Annotated in this window: 17 protein-coding genes; 9 read left to right on the top strand and 8 right to left on the bottom strand. The window is 50.0% G+C overall.

The annotated features are described in order from the left end of the window. The first annotated feature begins 387 nt into the window (after positions 1 to 387). The 8 genes from NF212_RS21095 to NF212_RS21060 all read left to right on the top strand — a co-directional run bounded on the left by NF212_RS21095 (position 388) and on the right by NF212_RS21060 (position 7270). Positions 388 to 1383 (top strand): sialic acid TRAP transporter substrate-binding protein SiaP, encoded by a 996-nt coding sequence (locus NF212_RS21095; RefSeq protein ID WP_434362924.1) that lies wholly within the window; start codon positions 388 to 390, stop codon positions 1381 to 1383. A 122-nt stretch (positions 1384 to 1505) separates the two neighbouring features. Continuing rightward, the gene (locus NF212_RS21090; protein WP_434362922.1) at positions 1506 to 2141 is read left to right on the top strand and encodes a TRAP transporter small permease; all 636 of its coding nucleotides are present in this window, start codon (positions 1506 to 1508) and stop codon (positions 2139 to 2141) included. After that, the gene (locus NF212_RS21085) at positions 2138 to 3415 is read left to right on the top strand and encodes a TRAP transporter large permease (RefSeq protein ID WP_434362921.1); all 1278 of its coding nucleotides are present in this window, start codon (positions 2138 to 2140) and stop codon (positions 3413 to 3415) included. The genes NF212_RS21090 and NF212_RS21085 overlap by 4 nt, the downstream gene beginning before the upstream one ends. An 85-nt stretch (positions 3416 to 3500) precedes the next feature. Then, complete coding sequence (gene kduI / locus NF212_RS21080; RefSeq protein WP_434362952.1) at positions 3501 to 4331, top strand: 5-dehydro-4-deoxy-D-glucuronate isomerase; 831 nt, start codon at positions 3501 to 3503, stop codon at positions 4329 to 4331. A gap of 9 nt (positions 4332 to 4340) precedes the next feature. Further along, positions 4341 to 5096, top strand: a complete 756-nt coding sequence (gene kduD, locus NF212_RS21075) for a 2-dehydro-3-deoxy-D-gluconate 5-dehydrogenase KduD (protein ID WP_434362920.1) — start codon at positions 4341 to 4343, stop codon at positions 5094 to 5096. An 8-nt stretch (positions 5097 to 5104) separates the two neighbouring features. Further along, entirely contained in the window at positions 5105 to 6076 is a 972-nt protein-coding gene (locus NF212_RS21070) for a sugar kinase (protein WP_434362919.1), read from the top strand. Continuing rightward, the gene (locus tag NF212_RS21065; RefSeq protein WP_434362917.1) at positions 6073 to 6708 is read left to right on the top strand and encodes a bifunctional 4-hydroxy-2-oxoglutarate aldolase/2-dehydro-3-deoxy-phosphogluconate aldolase; all 636 of its coding nucleotides are present in this window, start codon (positions 6073 to 6075) and stop codon (positions 6706 to 6708) included. The genes NF212_RS21070 and NF212_RS21065 overlap by 4 nt, the downstream gene beginning before the upstream one ends. 196 nt (positions 6709 to 6904) lie before the next feature. Beyond that, complete coding sequence (locus tag NF212_RS21060) at positions 6905 to 7270, top strand: hypothetical protein (RefSeq protein ID WP_434362916.1); 366 nt, start codon at positions 6905 to 6907, stop codon at positions 7268 to 7270. Between the two features lie 85 nt (positions 7271 to 7355). On the opposite strand, the gene NF212_RS21055 is transcribed toward NF212_RS21060, so the two are convergent. Continuing rightward, positions 7356 to 8063: a class I SAM-dependent methyltransferase gene (locus NF212_RS21055; protein ID WP_434362914.1), complete on the bottom strand. Its 708-nt coding sequence runs from the start codon at positions 8061 to 8063 to the stop codon at positions 7356 to 7358. 378 nt (positions 8064 to 8441) lie between these two features. On the opposite strand from NF212_RS21055, the gene NF212_RS21050 reads away from it, so the two are divergent. After that, complete coding sequence (locus NF212_RS21050) at positions 8442 to 9791, top strand: dicarboxylate/amino acid:cation symporter (protein WP_434362912.1); 1350 nt, start codon at positions 8442 to 8444, stop codon at positions 9789 to 9791. A gap of 58 nt (positions 9792 to 9849) precedes the next feature. On the opposite strand, the gene NF212_RS21045 is transcribed toward NF212_RS21050, so the two are convergent. The 7 genes from NF212_RS21045 to NF212_RS21015 form a co-directional block, all read right to left on the bottom strand. Beyond that, positions 9850 to 10878 (bottom strand): hypothetical protein, encoded by a 1029-nt coding sequence (locus NF212_RS21045; protein ID WP_434362911.1) that lies wholly within the window; start codon positions 10876 to 10878, stop codon positions 9850 to 9852. A gap of 195 nt (positions 10879 to 11073) precedes the next feature. Next, positions 11074 to 12543: a glutamate--cysteine ligase gene (locus tag NF212_RS21040; RefSeq protein ID WP_434362910.1), complete on the bottom strand. Its 1470-nt coding sequence runs from the start codon at positions 12541 to 12543 to the stop codon at positions 11074 to 11076. A gap of 213 nt (positions 12544 to 12756) precedes the next feature. Beyond that, positions 12757 to 14508 carry a hemopexin repeat-containing protein gene (locus tag NF212_RS21035; protein WP_434362908.1) on the bottom strand — a complete coding sequence of 584 codons (1752 nt, stop codon included), beginning with the start codon at positions 14506 to 14508 and terminating at the stop codon, positions 12757 to 12759. Between the two features lie 305 nt (positions 14509 to 14813). After that, positions 14814 to 15371 carry a nucleotidyltransferase family protein gene (locus NF212_RS21030; RefSeq protein WP_434362907.1) on the bottom strand — a complete coding sequence of 186 codons (558 nt, stop codon included), beginning with the start codon at positions 15369 to 15371 and terminating at the stop codon, positions 14814 to 14816. Next, positions 15361 to 15912, bottom strand: a complete 552-nt coding sequence (locus NF212_RS21025; protein ID WP_434362906.1) for an AAA family ATPase — start codon at positions 15910 to 15912, stop codon at positions 15361 to 15363. Before NF212_RS21025 ends, NF212_RS21030 begins: the two co-directional genes overlap by 11 nt. Before the next feature lie 130 nt (positions 15913 to 16042). After that, positions 16043 to 17551, bottom strand: a complete 1509-nt coding sequence (locus tag NF212_RS21020; RefSeq protein ID WP_434362905.1) for a CoA-acylating methylmalonate-semialdehyde dehydrogenase — start codon at positions 17549 to 17551, stop codon at positions 16043 to 16045. A gap of 228 nt (positions 17552 to 17779) precedes the next feature. Beyond that, positions 17780 to 19723, bottom strand: a complete 1944-nt coding sequence (locus NF212_RS21015; protein WP_434362904.1) for a bifunctional 5-dehydro-2-deoxygluconokinase/5-dehydro-2-deoxyphosphogluconate aldolase — start codon at positions 19721 to 19723, stop codon at positions 17780 to 17782. Between the last annotated feature and the right edge of the window lie 242 nt (positions 19724 to 19965).

Here is a 19965-nt window from a genome sequence, read left to right as displayed (position 1 = left end):
AAAATCTTATAGTTATATTACGTGAATTTAGCAACCGGAAACAATTTATCCGAGAGCTTGGAACCAATTTAGCGATTGGGAACCCAGTTGTGTCTCTATTATGAGAAAGAATGACTTGTCGCACAACCTTTCGAATTTAGCCAAAACTAATATATTAACAATTACGTCAAATGCATTCTATTTCTTTATTCTAAAAATCAAATAGTTAATTTTTTATTAAATAATAAATATGAGTATTGATTCATAAAGAGCGCTGACTAAATTTAACAAAAAAACAACTTGTATGATGACATACGTGTGCTAATTTTGTTTGTGAAGGATGACAACGCACCGTTACATAAAGCCAATAAGTAAAGTAATAAACACCCATTAAACAAGGTGAATACAATGTATAGAAGGACTCTATTAAAACGCATTGCCTTAGCGGCAACCACTGTTGCATTGACAGCAACAGGATTATTTTCACCAGTTTCCATGGCAACTGAAAAATTAAAATGGGCACACGTGTATGAAACGTCTACGCCTTACCATAAATGGGCTATGTGGGCTGCTGATGAAATTCAGAAACGCACTTCTGGAAAATATGAAATACAGGTTTTCCCTACCGCATCGCTGGGAAAAGAAAATGAAATTAATGAATCTCTGAGCCTGGGTACCATAGATATTATTTACACTGGTTCAACTTTCGTCGGTCGCTCTTTTGGTCCTCTTGCGATCCCAAGCGCACCATTCATGTTGCGCGATTTCAATCACTTTAATGCTTACGCCACCAGCCCGCTTTTTGCTGACCTGAGTAACGGCTACAAGTCTGTGACCGGCCATAATATTCAGTCACTCACTTATTACGGCCAGCGTATGGTGACCTCCAATGAGCCTGTTTCCAGCCCGGCAGATATGAAGGGCATGAAACTGCGTGTTCCACCCGCGCCTCTGTTCCAGATGTTTACTGACTCAGTGAAAGCCAACGCCACCCCAATTGCGTTTTCAGAAGTCTACCTGGCACTGTCCCAGGGCGTGGTAGACGGACAGGAGAACCCATTGCCTACCATCCAGGCGAAAAAGTTCTATGAGGTACAAAAGTACATCAACCTGACCGGGCACATTATCGACAGCCTGGTGACCGTGGTTGGCGGCCCAACCTGGAACAAACTCTCGGATGAAGACAAGGCCGTATTCAAGGCAGTGTTTGTAGAAGCCGCAGCCGGTGCCAGCAATGACATCCGTGACTCTGAGCAGGATCTGGTCAGTTGGTTCAAGGAGCAGGGTGTGAACATCAATGACAACATTGATCGTGATGCCTTCCGAAAAGCTGCAATGGACGTACATAACGGCAAGCACGCGTCATGGTCTGAAGACGTTTATAAGCGCTTCCAGGCGCTGTAAATCGGCTAGTTACCCTATACGACGACAAGGCCCGCCACCAAACAACAATGACAAGGCGGGCCAACTTGGATTTCAGCCGGTCAAAGGCAACACGGCTGGTTTGTAACAGCAAGGAGTGCAGTATGTTAGAAGCAAAGGATGCATTAGACGTCTCCGAACTTCGCAAAACCTCCACAGCGGCATCACACGGATACAGTGAACCGGACATGGAAACCAAAGACACAGAAACCCCGGAAACATCCGGTTTTATTGAAGACGAAGACCGTCACTTTTCCTGGCGCGATGTGGGGATCCTCGGTTGGATTTGTACGTTCGCTTTCTGGGTGCTGGCAATGGTGGTCTTTTACCAGTTTTTTACCCGCTACTTTCTGAACGACTCCGCCGTCTGGACTGAAGAAATTGCCCGTAACATTCTTATTGTACTGACATTTTTTGGCTCAGCCCTGGCGCTTCAGCGAAAAGCCCATATCAGTGTGAATTTTTTTGTGACACGGCTTTCCCCAACTCTTCAAAGGGGCGTGATCTGGCTGAATGCCTTGCTTCAGTCGACGTTTTTTGCCGGTGCCGTATACCTGGCTCTCAAGGTCGCCAAAGCGACTCAGTTCCAGAAACTGATGGCAGTAGATCTCTCAAAAAGCGTGATCTACCAGAGCGTCGCACTGGCGTTTGCCATTATGTTGCTGATTGAACTCTACCGCGCGTGGCAGCTTTTCAAAGGCACTTCTAACACTCAAAACAACGAAGGAGGCCAGCCATGATTGCTGTTCTGTTTATCGCTGCGGCGTTCTTTATTTTTATCGGCCTGCCGGTGGCGGTTGCACTGGCCGGTGCCTCACTGCTCTTTATCCTGATCGATGGCAACCTGCCGAGTATGGTGGTGCTGCACCGCATGGTTAGTGGTGTCGACAGCTTTCCGCTCCTTGCCGTACCGTTTTTCATTCTGGCTGGAAACCTGATGAATTCAGCCGGTATCACCAACCGGATTTTTGATTTTGCCAAAGCGTTGGTAGGTTGGCTTCCGGGTGGACTCGGCCATGTAAACGTCGGGGGAAGTGTTGTTTTTGCTGGCATGTCCGGTGCGGCTGTCGCTGATGCTGGTGGCCTCGGTGCCATTGAACTGAAAGCCATGCGCGAAGCCGGTTATGACAGTGAGTTTTCTGTCGGCATTACTGCCGCCTCTTCCACCATTGGCCCGATTATTCCACCCTCCCTGCCTATGGTGATCTACGGTGTGCTGGCGTCTGCCTCTATCGGCAAATTGTTTGCTGCCGGACTGATCCCGGGGCTGATGATGGCTGTCGCCCTGATGGTGATGATTGCCTGGTATGCAAAACGCCGTAATTATCCGGTAGACAGCGCATTTTCCATCCGCCGGGTTGCTACCAGCACCAAAGGTGCGTTTCTGTCGCTGATGACACCCATTATTGTGGTAGGCGGTATCACCACCGGGATCCTCACACCAACGGAAGCTGCCATCGCCGCTGTTGCCTGGGCACTCTTCCTCGGCACCGTGGTATACAAATCTCTGAACCTGAAACGCCTCGTGGTGGTTTCACTCAAATCCATTGAAACGACTGCTGTTGTGCTTTTTGTGGTAGCTGCTGCATCCATCTTTGCTTGGATCCTGACTAACAACAACATCGCCTCTGCCATGGCAGAATGGTTGATGACCCTGTCAGACAACAAGTACGTTATCCTCTCGATTATATTGCTGCTTTTGATGGTTATCGGCTGCTTTATGGAAACCATTGCCGCCATGACCATCTTGGTACCGGTGCTGTTGCCTACCGTCACCCAACTCGGCGTTGACCCGGTTCACTTTGGTGTAATCATGGTATTAACCCTGATGATCAGCCTTCTGACCCCGCCGGTTGGCGTCGTGCTTTACGTACTGTCCAGTATTTCAAACCTGAGCTTTGAAAGGTGTGTCGCAGCCACGGCCCCTTTTCTGGTTCCACTCATTACTGTCCTGCTCATTGTTACTTTTGTACCAGACGTGGTGATGTGGCTGCCAAACCTTATCTACCCATAACATTTTAATAATCAAACCAAGGATAACGGAGCCCTGCTGCTGCATGGGTAGGGCTTCTTACGCTTAACTTACAAGGAAAGGAATGATGAAAAGCTATTTTTCAACACATCCAGAAGACTATAAACAATACGACACACAGACACTGCGTGACCGTTACCTGATTGAAAAGCTGTTCAGTACAGGAGAAATCAATCAGTTTTACTGTTACGACGACCGCCTGATTGTGGCAGGTATCTGCCCGACCCTCTCTCCCCTCTCGCTGGAAGCAGGGAAGGCGCTCGGCGGGCTGACCTTTTTTACCCGCCGTGAAGCCGCTGCAGTCAACCTTGGCGGAGAAGGAATTATCCGGGTAGACGGGGAGGTGTTTGCACTTGATGAACGTGATGCTCTGTATATTGGCAAGGGTGATCATGATGTCCAGTTTGAAAGTGCGAACCCAGATAACCCAGCGCGCTTTTACGTTTGCAGCGCCCCCAGCCATCAACACTACCCTACCCGGCTAATCCGGCGCTCTGAAGCGCGTCAGGTCCACCTTGGCGATGCGCAAAATGCCAATGAACGTATTATCAACCAGTACATCCACCCGGATGTCTGCCCAAGCTCTCAGTTAGCCCTTGGGTTAACAGAGCTTCTCAACTGCTCTATCTGGAACACCATGCCATGTCACACCCATGCCCGTCGCATGGAAGCCTATTTCTACTTTTTCGAAGAAGATGATACCCGGGTGTTCCACTTTATGGGTGAGCCGGATGAAACCCGTCACCTGGTAATCGCTAACGGACAGGCTGTTGTTTCACCAAGCTGGTCAATTCACAGCGGTGTCGGCACCAAACCTTACAGTTTTATCTGGGCGATGGCGGGTGAAAACCAGGAGTTTACCGATATGGATTTCGTTGACCCGGCTGACATGCGTTAAGGAGACCTAATGAACCCATTCAATCTTGAAGGGAAAGTTGCACTGGTAACCGGTGCCTCAAAAGGGCTCGGCCAGGCAGTATGTGTGTCTCTCGCAAAAGCAGGGGCAGATATCGTAGGAGTTGCCCGCTCTGCCACCATCAAAACCCAGGCTGATGTGGAACGTGCCGGGCAACGGTTTACCGGAATCGAAGCTGATCTGGGCAAAAAAGGCGCTGTCAGTAACCTAATGGGGACGCTTGCCCTGCATGGCATCAAACCGGATATTCTGGTTAACAATGCCGGAATTATCCGCCGCAATGACAGTATCAGTTTTACCGAAGAAGACTGGGATGACGTGATGGATCTTAATCTCAAGGCACTCTTTTTCCTCAGCCAGTCTGTCGTCAGGCAGTGGATAGAAGAGGGGCGCAGGGGAAAGATCATCAACATTGCCTCTATGCTTTCCTTCCAAGGCGGTATTCGCGTCCCCTCCTATACAGCAAGTAAAACCGGAGTATTGGGCCTGACCCGTATCGGTGCCTGTGAATGGGCTAAATATGGCATCAATGTTAACGCCATTGCGCCGGGTTATATGGCAACGGATAACACTGAAGCACTTCGCAATGACCCAAACCGAAATGCAGAAATTCTTGGCCGTATACCTGCCGGACGGTGGGGTGCATCCGAAGATCTTGGCGGAGCAGCTGTGTTTCTGGCATCAGGTGCGGCTGACTACATTAACGGGGCAGTACTCCCTGTGGACGGCGGCTGGTTGGCGCGATAGGACAGGCAATGAACAACAAGCAATACGATGTAATGACGCTGGGCGAGGCAATGGTGGTGCTTTCTGCCCAGCAAGACGGGCCTCTCCACCAAGTTGACAGCTATACCCGTTTTCTGGCGGGTGCAGAGCTTAACGTTGCCGTCGGGCTGGCCCGGCTGGGCCATAAGGTCCGCTACCTGTCAAAAGTCGGCAACGACTCATTTGGCCGGTTTATTTTGGATGCGCTCAAGAAGGAAAATATTTCCACCGAGGGCACACAGACAGCATATGACAGGGAGACCGGGTTTCAGGTAAAAAGTCTGACAGAGGACGGCATTGACCCGGATGTAGAAAACCACCGTCGCTACTCTGCGGCACGCACCATCGAACCGAGTGATGACGTACTCAATGCAGTCGCATGTTCACGTCATGTACATCTTACCGGTGTCTTTCCGGCGCTTACTGAAAAGACGCGTGCCCTCAGCATTATGGTGGCAGAAAAAGCAAAAGCATCAGGGAGTACAGTCTCTTTCGATACCAACCTGCGCCCAGCTCTCTGGAAAAGCCCAGAGGCGATGAAGGAAACGATTAATCATCTGGCTTTCATGGCGGACTGGGTAATGCCCGGCCTGGAAGAAGGGCGTCAGCTTACAGGGAAACACCATCCTCAGGAAATTGCTGAGTTTTACCTTGATAAGGGTGCGAGCCTAGTGGTGGTGAAAATGGGAAGTGATGGGTGTTATTTCCAATCAGCAACCGGTTCATCCGGCATTCAAGCAGCAATAAAGGTCAAACACGTTATTGATACGGTCGGTGCGGGTGATGCGTTTGCTTCCGGGCTGATTTCAGGGCAACTCGATAACCTGCCCCTTCAGGACTGTGTGTTCCGTGCGGCTGTAATGGGCGCGTGGGCGGTTCAGTCCAGGGGCGACAATGCCGGGCTGCCAACCCGTTCAGAACTCAACCAAATTACAGAAAGGATTCAAAGGGAAAACCAATGAGCTGGTTAATCGATCCAAAAGATGTACTGAATTCATCACCCATCATTCCGGTGATGGTAATTAAAGATGTTGAAGATGCGGTACCGATGGCCGCGGCACTGCTCGAAGGGGGCATCTCAGTTTTTGAGATAACCTTACGAACGGATGCGGCCCTTGGTGCCATTTCAGCCATAAGCAAAGCTTTTCCGGACTCCCTTGTGGGAGCAGGAACCGTACTGACCCCGGCTCAGTACGACGCTGCCGTGGAAGCCGGTGCGACGTTCACCATTTCACCCGGATTTACCCCAAAACTGCTGGAACATGCTGCGGCAGGACCCGCCCCCATGCTGCCCGGAGTCTCGACCCCGTCAGAAATCATGGTGGCAGCCGAAATGGGATATACCTATCTCAAATTTTTCCCGGCAGAGGCCAATGGCGGAGCCAAAGCGCTGAAGGCGATATCTGCCCCATTGGCTGATATCCGTTTCTGCCCGACCGGCGGCATCAACACAGGCAACATGATGGATTACCTGAGTTTGCCCTGTGTCGCAGCAATTGGCGGATCATGGATGCTGTCGGCGGATGCTATCCGGGAGAAAAATTGGCAACACATTACTCATTCCACAACACAAGCACTTGCAACAATTGGGTAAGTAAAGCGACCTTTGCCCGGACGCCTCCGGGCTTTTTTACCTCCTGGCACCTGCGAGCTGTCTACAAACGGTTTTGCTAACCAATGTTTACGCTCTTGTCCTTGACCTTCCACAACACAAGCCGGACACTATCCCGGTAAATCAGCCGTTTATCCCCAGGGATCACAAGGCTGCCGGGAAGCCAAGGAGAAAGTCAGTGAAATGTCCAATATGTAACCAGTATTCAGCCCGCAAGGACGTCCGCACCGTTCGCCGTACCAAACAGGGAATAGAGAAACAGTGCCCGCGCTGTAAAGGCTGGCTGAAAGGCGACCCGAAAATGACCAAAGTTAAAAACGTCGCCATTCTGGGTATCCTGCTGTTTAACGTTATTGCCGTTTTCACCGTTGACCCAGGCCTGCGTAATATCCTGTCCAGCCTTGGCCTGGCCAGTGCCATTGTCGCAATCTTTGCCCTGTTTAAGACCCAGATGGTGGTGGCAGAAATGCCTAAAGTCATGGAAGGGCAGGCTGAAAACCAAAACCAGACAAGCGAAAATCAGGAAGATAAAAACGACGCCTGATCCACTTCGCCACAACAAACATCAAAAACAGGCCGCAAGTGTGGCCTGTTTTTACTCCAGTTTTTCTACTGTCAATTGGTACAAACTAGACAATCGGTTTACAGCACTTCAAAAAGATAAAATTGGGGTTGCGGGACAGGTACTCGTAGGTTTTCGGGCAAATCTCTTTCGCTTTTTCCGACACTGCCCCTTCAGACAACGCAGCAATCACTAATCCATTGCCGGTGATGGCACTCGATATTTCAGTCAAAGAGCGGCGGTAAAACGTCACATTGACCGGCTCGCCCACGGTATCCCATACATCTTTGATTAGCTCGCGCTCGAAATAGTTGCCCGATAGAGAGCATTCAAAATCGGCAAAAGGGTGATGGGTGGAAAAAACGATATACCCTCCGGGCTTGAGCACCCGGCTTACTTCACGGAAAAAATCATCCAGGTTTTCGAGGTAGTGAACCACCAACGGGCAGATAACAACGTCCGCACTCGCATCATCTTCGCCCGGCAACCCCAGTGACAGGTCTTGCGCATAGGCTGTTACCCGGTTTTCCAATTTCGCCTGGACAATGGCAATCATTTCTTCTGAGACATCAACACAGGTGATTTTTTGCGCGCCCTGCCCATCCAAATACTCCGCATAGATACCAGAGCCGCAACCGAGGTCGAGAACATCAAGCCCCTTTAAATCACCGAGCATTGCCTGAAGTGACGGGCGCTCAAGATGGGCGTTGTAAATATTGTCCTGAATCGCCAAATCGTATTTTTTGGCATGCGTTGAATAGAGATCTGATTTCATGGGAATTTCGCTGTGTGACAAAGAGAGGTAAGCAGAGTTGTTGGCTAATCTACGCTTTCGATTCAGCGAGTAACACCCGGTTTTGCGTTTAAAACGCCTCAACAATGTAACCAATCGTAAAACCCTAAAAATAACATGGCTTTCCCCCAGCCTCATATTCGGGACAATTTCCCTGCCTGAATCAGGATATATGTTAAATACGTCTGGCTAAATTCGTAATTCCAAGGAGTTACCACACAATTGATGGTCACCTCAACGTTTTGAAGTTTCCCACCTCTTGAGTGTTTCCAGCTACTTCGCCTGTTTCAGGTCGATTAGGTTATTCCCAGATTTGCATTTGACCGGACGCTATTCATAGACCCCATTTATGGAGGCTTCATGCAAAACAATACAAATGACAACAAGGGAAAAATGAGCCTGACGGCAAAAGTGCTGGTTGGCCTGATTGCAGGTATCGTCCTTGGGCTTTTCATCAATATTCTCAGCTTAAACCCACAGGGAGGGTTCATTGACACCTACATCACAAACGGTCTGTTCCACATTGTGGGCAAGATGTTTGTGAATGCTCTGAAGATGATGGTAGTACCTTTGGTGCTGTTCTCGCTGATATGCGGAGTATGTGGAATCGGGGACCTGAAAGCCCTCGGCCGGGTTGGCAGTAAATCCTTTGTCCTTTACCTGCTTACCACCGCGATTGCCATTGCAGTAGCGATCACTATTGCATCCATTTCCGGTATCGGGTCCGGTATGTCGATGGCGACCGACACCGTATTTGCAGGGCGCGAAGCGCCACCACTCTCACAGGTGCTTATCGACATTATCCCGAACAACCCGGTCAACGCCCTTTCTGAAGGGGAAATGCTGCAAATCATCTTCTTCGCCATCCTGATGGGTGTTTGCATCCTGATGGTCGGGCGACCGGCGAAAAAGGTGGTTGAACTGGTTGAAGTGCTGAACGAAATAATGATGAAGATGGTTACCCTCATCATGGAAATCGCACCTTATGCGGTGTTCTGCCTGATTGCAAAAGCCATGGCAAACCTTGGTCTGGAACTGTTCGCGCAGTTGATAGGCTACGTACTGGTGCTTATTGGTATTCTGCTCCTGCACCTGTTTGTCACTATCCAGGCCGTGCTGAAGGTCTTCTCGGGGCTCAGCCCCATCAAGTTTATGAAAAAAATGCGTGGGCCTCAGGTCTTTGCGTTCAGTACCGCCAGTTCAAACGCCACCATCCCGGTTACCCTCAGAACGGTTACCGAACGCCTTGGCGTGAAAAACTCTGTCGCCTCATTTACCGTACCTTTTGGTGCCACCATCAACATGGACGGTACCGCTATCATGCAGGGTGTCGCGACGGTGTTTATTGCCAACATTTACGGCATTGACCTGGGCTTTGGCGGCTACCTTACCGTCATCGTCATGGCGGTTCTCGCCTCGATAGGTACCGCTGGGGTACCGGGTGTCGGCTTGATTATGCTTTCCATGGTGTTTACCCAGGTCGGGTTGCCCCTGGAGGGAATCGGCCTGATCCTCGGTGTGGACCGTCTGCTTGATATGGTGCGGACAGCGGTTAACGTGACCGGTGATGCCGCGGTCAGCTGCATTGTCGCCAAAAGCGAGGGCAAGCTGGATGAAGCCGTGTTCAATGATCCGAGAGCCGGTGTGATAAGCGGCGTCGAGATTGACCATGACGCCGAAGAGGAACTGGCAGACATTGCCAAAGGATAAAACCTTCTCATGCTGGAACAGGGAGCCCCGTCATTTCGGGGCTTTTTCTTGCGTATTATCAGTCCACCACCATATAAAACAGGCAATCTGACAAGGCGATGTCCGGCCTTGAGGTAATCATAAACAACTTGCTTGCCGCCTTGAGGCGCAACTCACCGGATTCTTCGTAAAACAGGCTGTCGACCGGGTGCCCGCCTTCTCCGTCCGTCACAGCAAAAGTATCCAGCCCTTTCGGCCCCAACCAGCCTATCTGGCTGCCAGCCGCCATCCAGCCAAAGTTGTGGCGTTCAATATCCGGCGGCAATGTCAGGTCAGCATCATCCACCCGGCGATCGTGGTAGCAAATCTGGCTGCCAGGGTTGAGCCGGACCCGCACAGGGTGGTAAAGCATATCCAGCGGCCACGCTGCCTGTCCGGGAACAAGAGGGTTGTCGGTGGTAAGGAAATGGTGCAACCCGTTCTTCGCCACTTCCACCGCACTTTCATCCATCACTCCACCACATTCGATGGTCACAATGGGGCATGACGGCGTACTTTGCTCCATCAATGCCCCCAGCCGGACACTGGTACACAGCATTCGCTCTGTAAACAAACCGGCCACGGCCTGGTGCACTTCGTCATCATTGATGGCAACGGAAAAGCTCGGGCTGCTGCCGGACGTGTTATGGATATCCACCACCGCCTCCGGCTGCAACGTCTGTATGCGGGCAAGGATCTCATTCGCCAGCTGATAACTTTCATCATCGCCGGTTCGGCCAAAGCAACGGTTCAAATCCGGTTTATCTTCAAAATGCCGGGTTGAGAATACCTGTCCGTTTCGCGCCGCATCGACATTGGCAATACAGAAGTGGGTTGTCACCGCACAGTCTGGTTTGTTGCCCGCCAGATACCATATGGCATTGAGGCCGGAAGGTTCATTGCCGTGCAACAGGGTTACCACAACCCGGTGGCGGGTCGGGTCCCGCCCGGTCAGAGTCAGCCAACTTGGCCCCGGCAACGATTCAAGCCATGCCAACAGGCCATGTTCCAACGCTTGCGGTGTTGGCCAGGAAATATCATGCAGCACACTCAGTCCGTTCAATTTCATCCCTTCAATTTCGCTAAGTTATCCCCGAGGCCATCATACCAATTGGATTAATTCTTTGGTCTGAGATGACGCAGGAGAAATCATTCAGTTCAAGGCGCGAGTTGAAGATGCTAGTGGGGCTAACATCAAAACGAGTAACGCTGAAATGGATGATTTCGACCAGTCAGAAAGAACAAGGAATTAGTCTGATTGGTATCATAAAACCGGCCACTGTGAAACCGCTTCTCCTGTCTGGAATTGCTTTTGATACATCGCAAACATCTTTGCGAGAGCCTCCGCACGGTTGTGTTTCCGTTCCAGGCTTTCAAGGGTCGCTAACTGCCAGCTCGCGCCACTCTGACGCCGGGCAATCCGCCGCTCGATTACTGAGATAAGGGTCTGCGCTTCCTGGCTGTCTATCCCCAGTTCCACCAGCGCATCTACTACCGATGGCAGTAGACTGGCAAGGATATCTGTCAGCAGGAATTCTTTCAGCTTGCCGTCACTGCACTCCCAGAGCACTTTTGCATCAATCCCGTGCTGGGCAGCCCGGTAGAAATCGTACTCGGCGAATTCAAAGGGCAGCAGATCCATCAGCCGGTCGAGGTCTTTCTGCAATGCCTTCGCCAGCCCGATGCAAAGCGCGGCGTTGGCCATCATATCCAGGGTTGTCGGCCCGGCAGGAAGGGCGCGCAGCTCTATCCGCAAATGGCCGTTGTCTGCATCATCATAAACTGCCCGGTTCCAGCTCCAGATCGTGCTTTGGTGCAGGCGCAAGGCGGAAAGCGGAGGGGCACCTTCCGGGTGTTTACGGCTGTCGAACACTTCCGGTAAGAGAACCGGCTGGAGGCTGACGCCCTGGCGGAAAAGCTCCAGTGCACTTTTCCTCACGTAGCCTTTCCCGTAAGAAACCCTGCAGGGTATATGCCAGTTGAGGCCACACAGGCTCCGGCTGTCTATGGACTGCTTAAACAGCGGAATCCGGGTTTCATGCCACAGGCGTTGCCCCAGGAATGTCGGCGAATTTGCACCGACCGCCAGGGTAAAAATCGTCGCCAGTTGAATGCCGTTGTACCACTGGGCAAATTCATCCGGTTTAACCCGGAAATGGATTTGCAATGAGGTATTTGCGCCTTCCAGGGTTACATCATCTGCATCGGTCTCAAGGCTGTCTGCGCCGTGGATCCTGATATGGAAAGGCCCGCCCCGGCTTTCAGAAAGCACCTTGGTCAACGCATGGTAACGGGGGGAATCCGTCATCGAGCCAAGCCCGAAGTCTTCTTTGGTCAACGTCGGCAGGATTCCGATCGGCGTGACCTGCACCGCCATGTCATCTGCATGCTTTTCAAGTGATTTGAGCTGGGTATCCATTTTTTCCTTCAGCCAGCTGAATGGCGATCCGGAAAACTCGGTATAAGGGCAGTTGTATTCGAGGTTGAATTGATTGATTTCGGCGGTAAGAGAGGAATCAGCAGCTTTATCGAGGAGGGCGAGGTTGCAATGTGCCGGTCGGTGTTGTCGGTCGGTAAGGTAAAGCTCCAGCTCCGCACCCAGCGTGCAAGTTCCTACTCCCCACCCCGGTGTGTTCAACATCGCTTCCAGCTGATCCAGTTCAGTTTTGAGCTGCCGAGCGAACCGACTGTGGTCCGTGGCAGTAAACGAGGTTTTATTTATGTCTTGTCCCATTCTTATGTCCTCGCAGGAGCCCATAAGATCAACGCTAGAACAAGATGGCGCAGTCTTCAGTTGTTAGTTTTCCGAACCTGATTTAATAATGAGAATCGACATCAAAAAGACAATTATCAATACATTAATGAACAGTTTTTTATTCACCCCACAGAAGCTCTAAATAAAGATAAAAATGAGCCAGCATAATGCTGGCTCTTGTAAATATCCTAATTATTGATGGTCATATATTCCAGGCCATGATTCATCATCAATAACTCGGGGATAACCACTGTATGTTTTATCATTAGTAATATCATACTTAACGTAGGTTCTGTTGTTGAAGAAAATGTAGCCCACGCTGTCACTCCACTGAATAGCAGATATGATTTTTTCTCCAAGTCCTTCGAGACCAGGCCACGTTGAATTATCCACATTCTTCGGATAGCCTGCATCCACTTGATTATTGACAGTATTATAGCGAAGGTAGGTGCCATTTTTCAGGAAGAAAAATACTTTCGCATCATTCCATCTGAACGCAGCAGATATTTGTGTCGCATATGGGCCTACACCTGGCCAGTTATCTGCTGTGTTTTTCGGAAAGCCATCTCGTGCCCTGTCTGACGGAATATCAAATTCGATATATCTTCCATCATTCAAAAAGAAGATAACAGTAGTATCATCGAGCTTGAATGCACCGGAAATACTATCTTTATAGTCTTCTAACCCACTCCAATACGTATAGTTAATTGGTTTTGGATAACCAACATCAGTTTTATCGGTAGTTTTGCTGTACCTTAAGTAACTGTTATCACTTCTGAACATATAGATACGATCATTGCTCCAGCCATGCATCGCTTCTACATGTGGGATTTCACTGATTCTGTAACCAACGGGTACATCATTCAGAACAAAGACAAAATCCGTAGTATAGTCAACCTCTGGGTGAGCCCAAAAACCCACACTGTCTTCAACAACATCAACTTGATTACCATTTTGGTAAATGGTGACAGGCTTGTTAGATGTACCATACCAGGAAATACCGTTTGCGTGTTTCATCAACTTACGCACCCCAGGCGTCCCAATCAGAGAGGTACTGTCAAACCTGTCCTGAATGGTTACATCAACACCCATATGATCCAAAATGGTAGGAACAATTGCAGTCTGAGCAACATTGCCATAAAGGCCATCAAAATCAGTATTAGTGACACTTGTTGTTTCAGAAAACTCAGCATTTAAAGCTTTGTTCGATGCGATAAAGATAGTTTTTTCATATGTCGTCGGGTTACCGTGGCTACAGCCCCGAAGACGATCCCGACCGTGATCTGTGGTCAACAGCACCAACCAGTCATCGTTATTCGTCTGTTGGGATTGAGCAACTGCACTCAACAATTCTCCAACCTGTCGGTCAGCCACTTCAATAGATTCGTTGTAAGCATCACCGAAACACTGCGCATGGCCAACAACATCTGGCTCATCAAGATGGACAAAAACGAAATCGGCATCATCGTTAAGAATTGCGTTAACGCCTTTATCCGTGTTTGTCTGATCAGTCGTTCCAGTGTTATAGCTGTCTATTACGCTTAGATCATCGGTAAAAAAGTTAGTATGGATAGACTTCCAGGTAGAATAACTGGCAATATGCAAGTTGGGATTAAAATCATGAAGGCGTTTGTATATACTTGGGAAATTAGGGTTAGCCAAACCAGAAACATTAGTAGTAACATTGTGTTTATTGGCCCACACCCCCGTTAAAATAGTCACCCATCCTGGACCACTTTTAGTTTTTTGCTCACTTCCCTCGTTTGTAATTCCACCGGTATATGCCTTTTGAATATTAAGGCCTTTTATATTTGGTGCGTCTACTTGCAATAGCTTTTCAAGTTGAACACCGTCCACTCCAATTAGGAGTGTTTTTTGGTCAGCATGAGCATTCGCCCCCAAAAATTGGAAACACAATGCAGCGCATAAAATTCCTTTTTTCATTCTTTCTCCAATATGCAAATAATAATAACTTTATGTATACATTGGGTAAGAAAGACCTGCTTGATTAAAAATCACCAGAGGTGTTATATATTATTTTAATTGAAATAAAACCTTAACACATACTATCGGCATTTAAAAGGCAATATAAAGTCATTTATTTTCAATTTGTTATAATAATATAAGGCGCGATTTAAGAATTTATTTCCTTAGCGGTCATTGCTCAAGCAATGGTGTGATTTAATGTATAAATATTTCCCATTGATATTCATGAAATCATCCAAAACGAAAAAGAAAAATATATTTAATTAATTATTCTTTCGTTTTTCCTTTTGTAATAGAGGCCATTTCATTAACCAGCCTTTTGTTTTTACACGGTGTTCAAACAGGGAGTATGGGCGCTTAGGGTTCCAAGAAAGCATTAGTGCAAACAAAGAACTAAACCCATAACTTGCATTAAACGCATATTGACCGGTATCCAGCAAACGGACAGCCACACACGTTTCTTTCTCCACCCAGAATGAAATGGCATCCAAGGTATCAGAGTATGGCCTGTCATTGTTCCTGGTATGCATAAACGCCTGGTTTTTAACCTGCCAATTGAGCTCAGGCATCATGGTATGGAGGAGGGATTCATAATCCCTTTCACCCCTTATGCCATCCGGGTCGAAATACACCACGTCCACATCATTCAACGGTGTTGGGGTTTTAAACCCATGGAGGTTATCCCACACCATATTTCGCACGAAGCCCGCCCCTACCCAGCAATCTGGCAGGTTAAGTTCACGAACACATTCAAGCGCCCGGCAACGAATTGGGTCGCTCAGGATCATTTGAGTAAGTTGCTGTTGATAGTCAGGCATCATCGGATGGCTCAGGTTGGATAGAATTCAGAAAACGGCTTGTCTCAACCGGGGAACGAAGGCAGATAAATGTCAGGTGTTGGTACTCTTCTGCCTCCATCAGAGTCAGGTATCGGCGACGATTCTTATGGTAGGTTTTAACCGTCCAAAGCAAGATGGAATCCCGACTGAAAAAGGACTTACGAAAGGTCTCCCTGTTTCCTGTTCCCGGCCAAAGTTCCCGTCCGGATATACAGCGGGAAAAGGACCTTCTTAAGGACTGATACAGGGTACGCTGAAGTGAATAGTCTACCCAGACTATTGTATCGGCATCAGCCCATTTGATTGACGCAGTTCGGTTATAATTACCGTCTAATACCCAGCATGGCTGTTCTGTCACCTGACGGACGGCGTCAAAAAGCTCAGCATCCGTGGACTCTGTCCAGTTTGGCTTCCAGAAAAGGGCGTCCATTTCATAACAGGGATACCCCAGCTTTTCAGCAAGCCGTTTACTGACGGTAGATTTCCCGCTTCCACTGGTCCCAACCACATTGATCCGTTTCATTGCCTTCGCCAATCCTGCTTTCACCAGCCGTAATTTTAACCCCAGGATCTTTCTGTAGGCGACAAAAAAGCGGACCAGAAGGTCCGCAAAATCAACGTAGGAAAAGTTTGTAATGTTTCGGAGATATCGCTTACATCGTCGGCATAACGAAGTCGCTCTTGTGCTGCTCCAGGCGCACACTCGCAGGCCAACGGCTGGTAACGGTCTTCATGCGGGTGTAGAAACGTACGCCATCTTTACCATGGACATTCAGTGGACCAAAGATAGAGCGCTTCCAGCCACCAAAGCTGTGGAACGCCATAGGTACAGGGATTGGCACGTTAATGCCGACCATGCCCGCCAATACTTCATCTTCAAATTCACGGGCAGTTTCACCGTCACGGGTAAAGATTGCGGTACCGTTACCGTATTCGTGGCGGTTAATCAGTTCCAGTGCTGTTTCGTAATCAGGTACACGTACAATTGACAGCACAGGCCCGAATATTTCTTCTTGATAAATAGTCATATCCGGTTGGACGTGATCGAACAGTGTCGGGCCGACAAAGTAGCCGTTTTCATGGCCCGCTACAGAGATATTGCGGCCATCCACAGCCAGTTCTGCACCGGCTTCAACACCCTGATTGATGTAACCGATAATCTTGTCGCGGTGTTGGGCGGAAATCACCGGTCCCATGTCGTTTTCCTGACCATCGACAATACCCGGGCCAACACGCATTTCTGCGATCTTGCCTTTCAGGCGGCTGACCAGTTCATCTGCAGTTTCATCACCGACAGCAACGACAACAGACAGCGCCATGCAACGTTCACCCGCCGCACCGAAACCAGCCCCCATGATGGCGCCCGTTGCCAGATCCATATCTGCATCCGGCATCAGAACTGCGTGGTTTTTCGCACCGCCCAGAGCCTGGCAACGTTTGCCGTGGGCAGAGGCAGTGGAATAGATATATTCAGCAATCGGCGTTGAACCCACAAAGCTGACAGCCTGGACACGAGCGTCAGTCAGCAGCACATCTACCGCTTCTTTGTCACCGTTAACGACGTTGAAAACACCATCCGGCAGACCTGCTTCTTTTAGAAGTTCCGCCAGCAGCAAAGGAACGGATGGATCTTTTTCAGACGGCTTGAGGACAAAGGTATTACCGGTCGCAATGGCAATCGGGAACATCCACATTGGAACCATGGCAGGGAAGTTAAACGGAGTAATACCGGCACATACCCCCAGTGGCTGCATCAGGGAGTGGCTGTCTACGCCGCTGCCAACATTGGCAGAAGCTTCGCCTTTTTGCAGGTGTGGGATACCGCAGGCAAACTCCACCACTTCCAGGCCACGGGTTACTTCACCCACCGCATCGGAATACACTTTGCCGTGCTCATTGGAAATAAGACGGGCCAGGCGGTCCATGTTGGCTTCCAACAACGCCTTGAACTTGAACATGACGCGGGCACGGCGCAGCGGCGGGGTTTTACGCCAGGGGCGGAAGGCTGCCTGTGCCGCTTCGATCGCGGATTCAACTTCAGCGACTGTGCTCATGGCTACTTGACGGGTCTGCTCCCCTGTCGCCGGGTTAAAGATCGCGCCATAGCGGCCGCTGTTGCTTTCCGTTACCTGACCATTGATAAAGTTATTTACCGTATCCATGTTGATTCCTTGTTGTTAGTACCCGGTAGTTGTAGGGAAAAGGCCGGGACTTTTGTTTCAGTTTTATACTTTCCGGATAAGGGAACGTGTTCTCTGTTTCATCGTTAAAAGACAAACACGTTCAGGACTTGGGCTTCCTCGCTATCCGGTGTTATTCAGCACCCTTTGCCTGTTCAGGCCATTTTCACCGGCAGTGGTTTCTGCCGGCATTGTATTGTCAGGGGCGTTTTATCCTTTGCGGCGTTGCCACATCTGAATCAGGCTTAAATAGTTGTTTTTGATTTCAGATACCAGCGCACTGTCATCGAGTTCCCCGCGGAGCCAGCGGCGTGACGGCTCACCGAAAATAGTGCGGCCTACGGCGAAGCCTTTCACTTTTTCACTGGCTGCTGCCTGTCGGAACCCGGCTTCCAGCACTTCTGCCGGGGCATCCAGACCGAGCATCACAATGCCGTGGCAATGGGCGTCCCGCGCATCAATCAGGGAAGACACCTTATTCCAACCGCCGGCGGTAAGTGGCGGAAGTTTCCACCAGTCCGGCTTGATACCCAGGTTGTAAATACGGGTCAGCGCACGCAGGTAAAGCTCGTCGCCTTCCGCTCCGGTAGGGCGCGGTTTGTCTGCAGGCAGGATAATTTCCAGCAACAGTTCATGGCCGGATTTGCAGCTCGCTTCATAGACTTCACGAATCAGCGCTTCCTGATCAGCCTGAAGACCACGCTCATCATCGGGATGGTAGAACACCAGACATTTCACGATGTGTTCAAGAGGCCAGTCGATCAATTGGCTGCCGATATTGCCATGTTCCAGACGGAGCGGGCGTGAGCCCGGCAGTTCAATCGGACGGCCAATCCACCAACGCTGGTCAGTTTCCTGCCCTTTGCCGGTAATATCATTAAGCACGGCCTGTCCAAACGTACCGTCACACAGGATACCCGCCTGTCCTTGCAAGCCGGTTTCCGCTACCACTTCCTGAGCTGCCTGCCAGAACAGTTTTTTCATGTAAGGGACAACAGACAAATCCGCTCCGGCTTCTTTCGCCATATCGACAAACTGGCCGCGGTGGTCAAATGCCAGGATACAGAGCTCATTCCAGCTGTGGTCGCGAGTGGTAACCCGGTGCAGGTGGTTCAGGTGTTCATCCTTGTCAGGGCGAGGCACACTTTCAGCGCGGGTCAGGTAATCATCCAACTCTTCTTTTGAAGGCATTGCCGGGGCACAGCCGTGACGCGACACCACCAGCGCACCGCAGGCGTTGGCATAGGCGCAACTTTGCTCCCAAGGCTCATTATTCAGGTAGCCACGCAGCAGGCCAGACATAAAGGCATCACCTGCTCCCAGTACGTTGAGCACATCCACTCTGACGCCTTGTACAGTGACGCCTTTGTCGAGGTCATCCGGGATTTCGTTGCTAAACACACTGCAACCCAGCGGGCCTCGCTTGCACACCAGTTCGGCATCCGTCACTTCACGCACTGCGCTCAGCGCTTCCAGTGTATCGGTGCTGCCGCCGGCAATATGAAATTCTTCTTCGGTACCCACAATCAGGTCGAACAGACCCAGCACTTCTTTCAGTTGCGCCGTCACCTGTTGGGATTCGATATAGCGCGTTTCACCGTCGCCGAGTGAGGTTAAACCCCAAAGAACCGGCCGGTAATCCACGTCCAGCGCCGTGCGCACGCCGTGCTTGCGGGCATATCTCAGCGCCGTCAGCACCGCTTCGCGGGTTTGCGGGTTGGAAAGGTGTGTCCCGGTGATAGCCAGGCAACGTGCAGAAGCAATGTATTCCTCTTTCACATCATCCGGCGTAATTGCCATGTCCGCACAGTTGTCACGGTAGAAAATCAGCGGGAAGGTATCTTCATCTTTGATACCCAGAATAACCAGGGCGGTCAGCCTCTCTTTATCCGTAATCAGGTATTGGGTGTCCACCCCGAGGCGGTTCAGCTCCTCGCGCAGGAAGCGCCCCATATGCTCATCGCCAACGCGGGCTAGCATACCGGATTTCAATCCCTGACGGGCGGTACCATAAGCCACGTTACCTGACGATCCACCGAGATATTTATTGAAAGACCCCATGTCTTCCAGACGGGCACCAATCTGCTGGCCATACAGGTCAACGGCTACACGGCCCATACAAATCACATCCAGTTGTTTTTCCCCGCTACTCATCTCTCTCTCCTGTAAGGCGGACCGGTTAGTCACATCGGAAGCTGTTTTATTCTCTGTCCCGCCTGTTTACACCTGGAATCATTTCTCAATGAAATGTTTATTTCGTTTTATTCTATTATTGAAACGTACGACCCGCAACTCAATAGAGGGTTTCAAAAGTGTCCCGGATCACAGAGTTAATAATTATCGGAATAAAAATTTCGTTTTTACGTATATTGAAACAAGCTACAATCCAGGGCGCG

The organism is Parasalinivibrio latis (assembly GCF_036825535.1).
In the GTDB taxonomy this organism is placed as follows: Bacteria; Pseudomonadota; Gammaproteobacteria; order Enterobacterales; family Vibrionaceae; genus Parasalinivibrio; species Parasalinivibrio latis.
Note: the sequence above shows the minus strand (reverse complement) of the source record. Positions and strands in the feature narration are given on the sequence as shown.

Coding starts and splice junctions, on each gene's coding strand:
- NF212_RS21020 (WP_434362905.1), bottom strand. CDS start 17,551: ATGGATACGGTAAATAACTTTATCAATGGTCAGGTAACGGAAAGCAAC.
- NF212_RS21030 (WP_434362907.1), bottom strand. CDS start 15,371: ATGATGCCTGACTATCAACAGCAACTTACTCAAATGATCCTGAGCGAC.
- NF212_RS21090 (WP_434362922.1), top strand. CDS start 1,506: ATGTTAGAAGCAAAGGATGCATTAGACGTCTCCGAACTTCGCAAAACC.
- NF212_RS21070 (WP_434362919.1), top strand. CDS start 5,105: ATGAACAACAAGCAATACGATGTAATGACGCTGGGCGAGGCAATGGTG.
- NF212_RS21050 (WP_434362912.1), top strand. CDS start 8,442: ATGCAAAACAATACAAATGACAACAAGGGAAAAATGAGCCTGACGGCA.
- NF212_RS21015 (WP_434362904.1), bottom strand. CDS start 19,723: ATGAGTAGCGGGGAAAAACAACTGGATGTGATTTGTATGGGCCGTGTA.
- NF212_RS21045 (WP_434362911.1), bottom strand. CDS start 10,878: ATGAAATTGAACGGACTGAGTGTGCTGCATGATATTTCCTGGCCAACA.
- NF212_RS21095 (WP_434362924.1), top strand. CDS start 388: ATGTATAGAAGGACTCTATTAAAACGCATTGCCTTAGCGGCAACCACT.
- NF212_RS21035 (WP_434362908.1), bottom strand. CDS start 14,508: ATGAAAAAAGGAATTTTATGCGCTGCATTGTGTTTCCAATTTTTGGGG.
- kduD (WP_434362920.1), top strand. CDS start 4,341: ATGAACCCATTCAATCTTGAAGGGAAAGTTGCACTGGTAACCGGTGCC.
- NF212_RS21065 (WP_434362917.1), top strand. CDS start 6,073: ATGAGCTGGTTAATCGATCCAAAAGATGTACTGAATTCATCACCCATC.
- NF212_RS21025 (WP_434362906.1), bottom strand. CDS start 15,912: ATGAAACGGATCAATGTGGTTGGGACCAGTGGAAGCGGGAAATCTACC.
- NF212_RS21040 (WP_434362910.1), bottom strand. CDS start 12,543: ATGGGACAAGACATAAATAAAACCTCGTTTACTGCCACGGACCACAGT.
- kduI (WP_434362952.1), top strand. CDS start 3,501: ATGAAAAGCTATTTTTCAACACATCCAGAAGACTATAAACAATACGAC.
- NF212_RS21055 (WP_434362914.1), bottom strand. CDS start 8,063: ATGAAATCAGATCTCTATTCAACGCATGCCAAAAAATACGATTTGGCG.
- NF212_RS21085 (WP_434362921.1), top strand. CDS start 2,138: ATGATTGCTGTTCTGTTTATCGCTGCGGCGTTCTTTATTTTTATCGGC.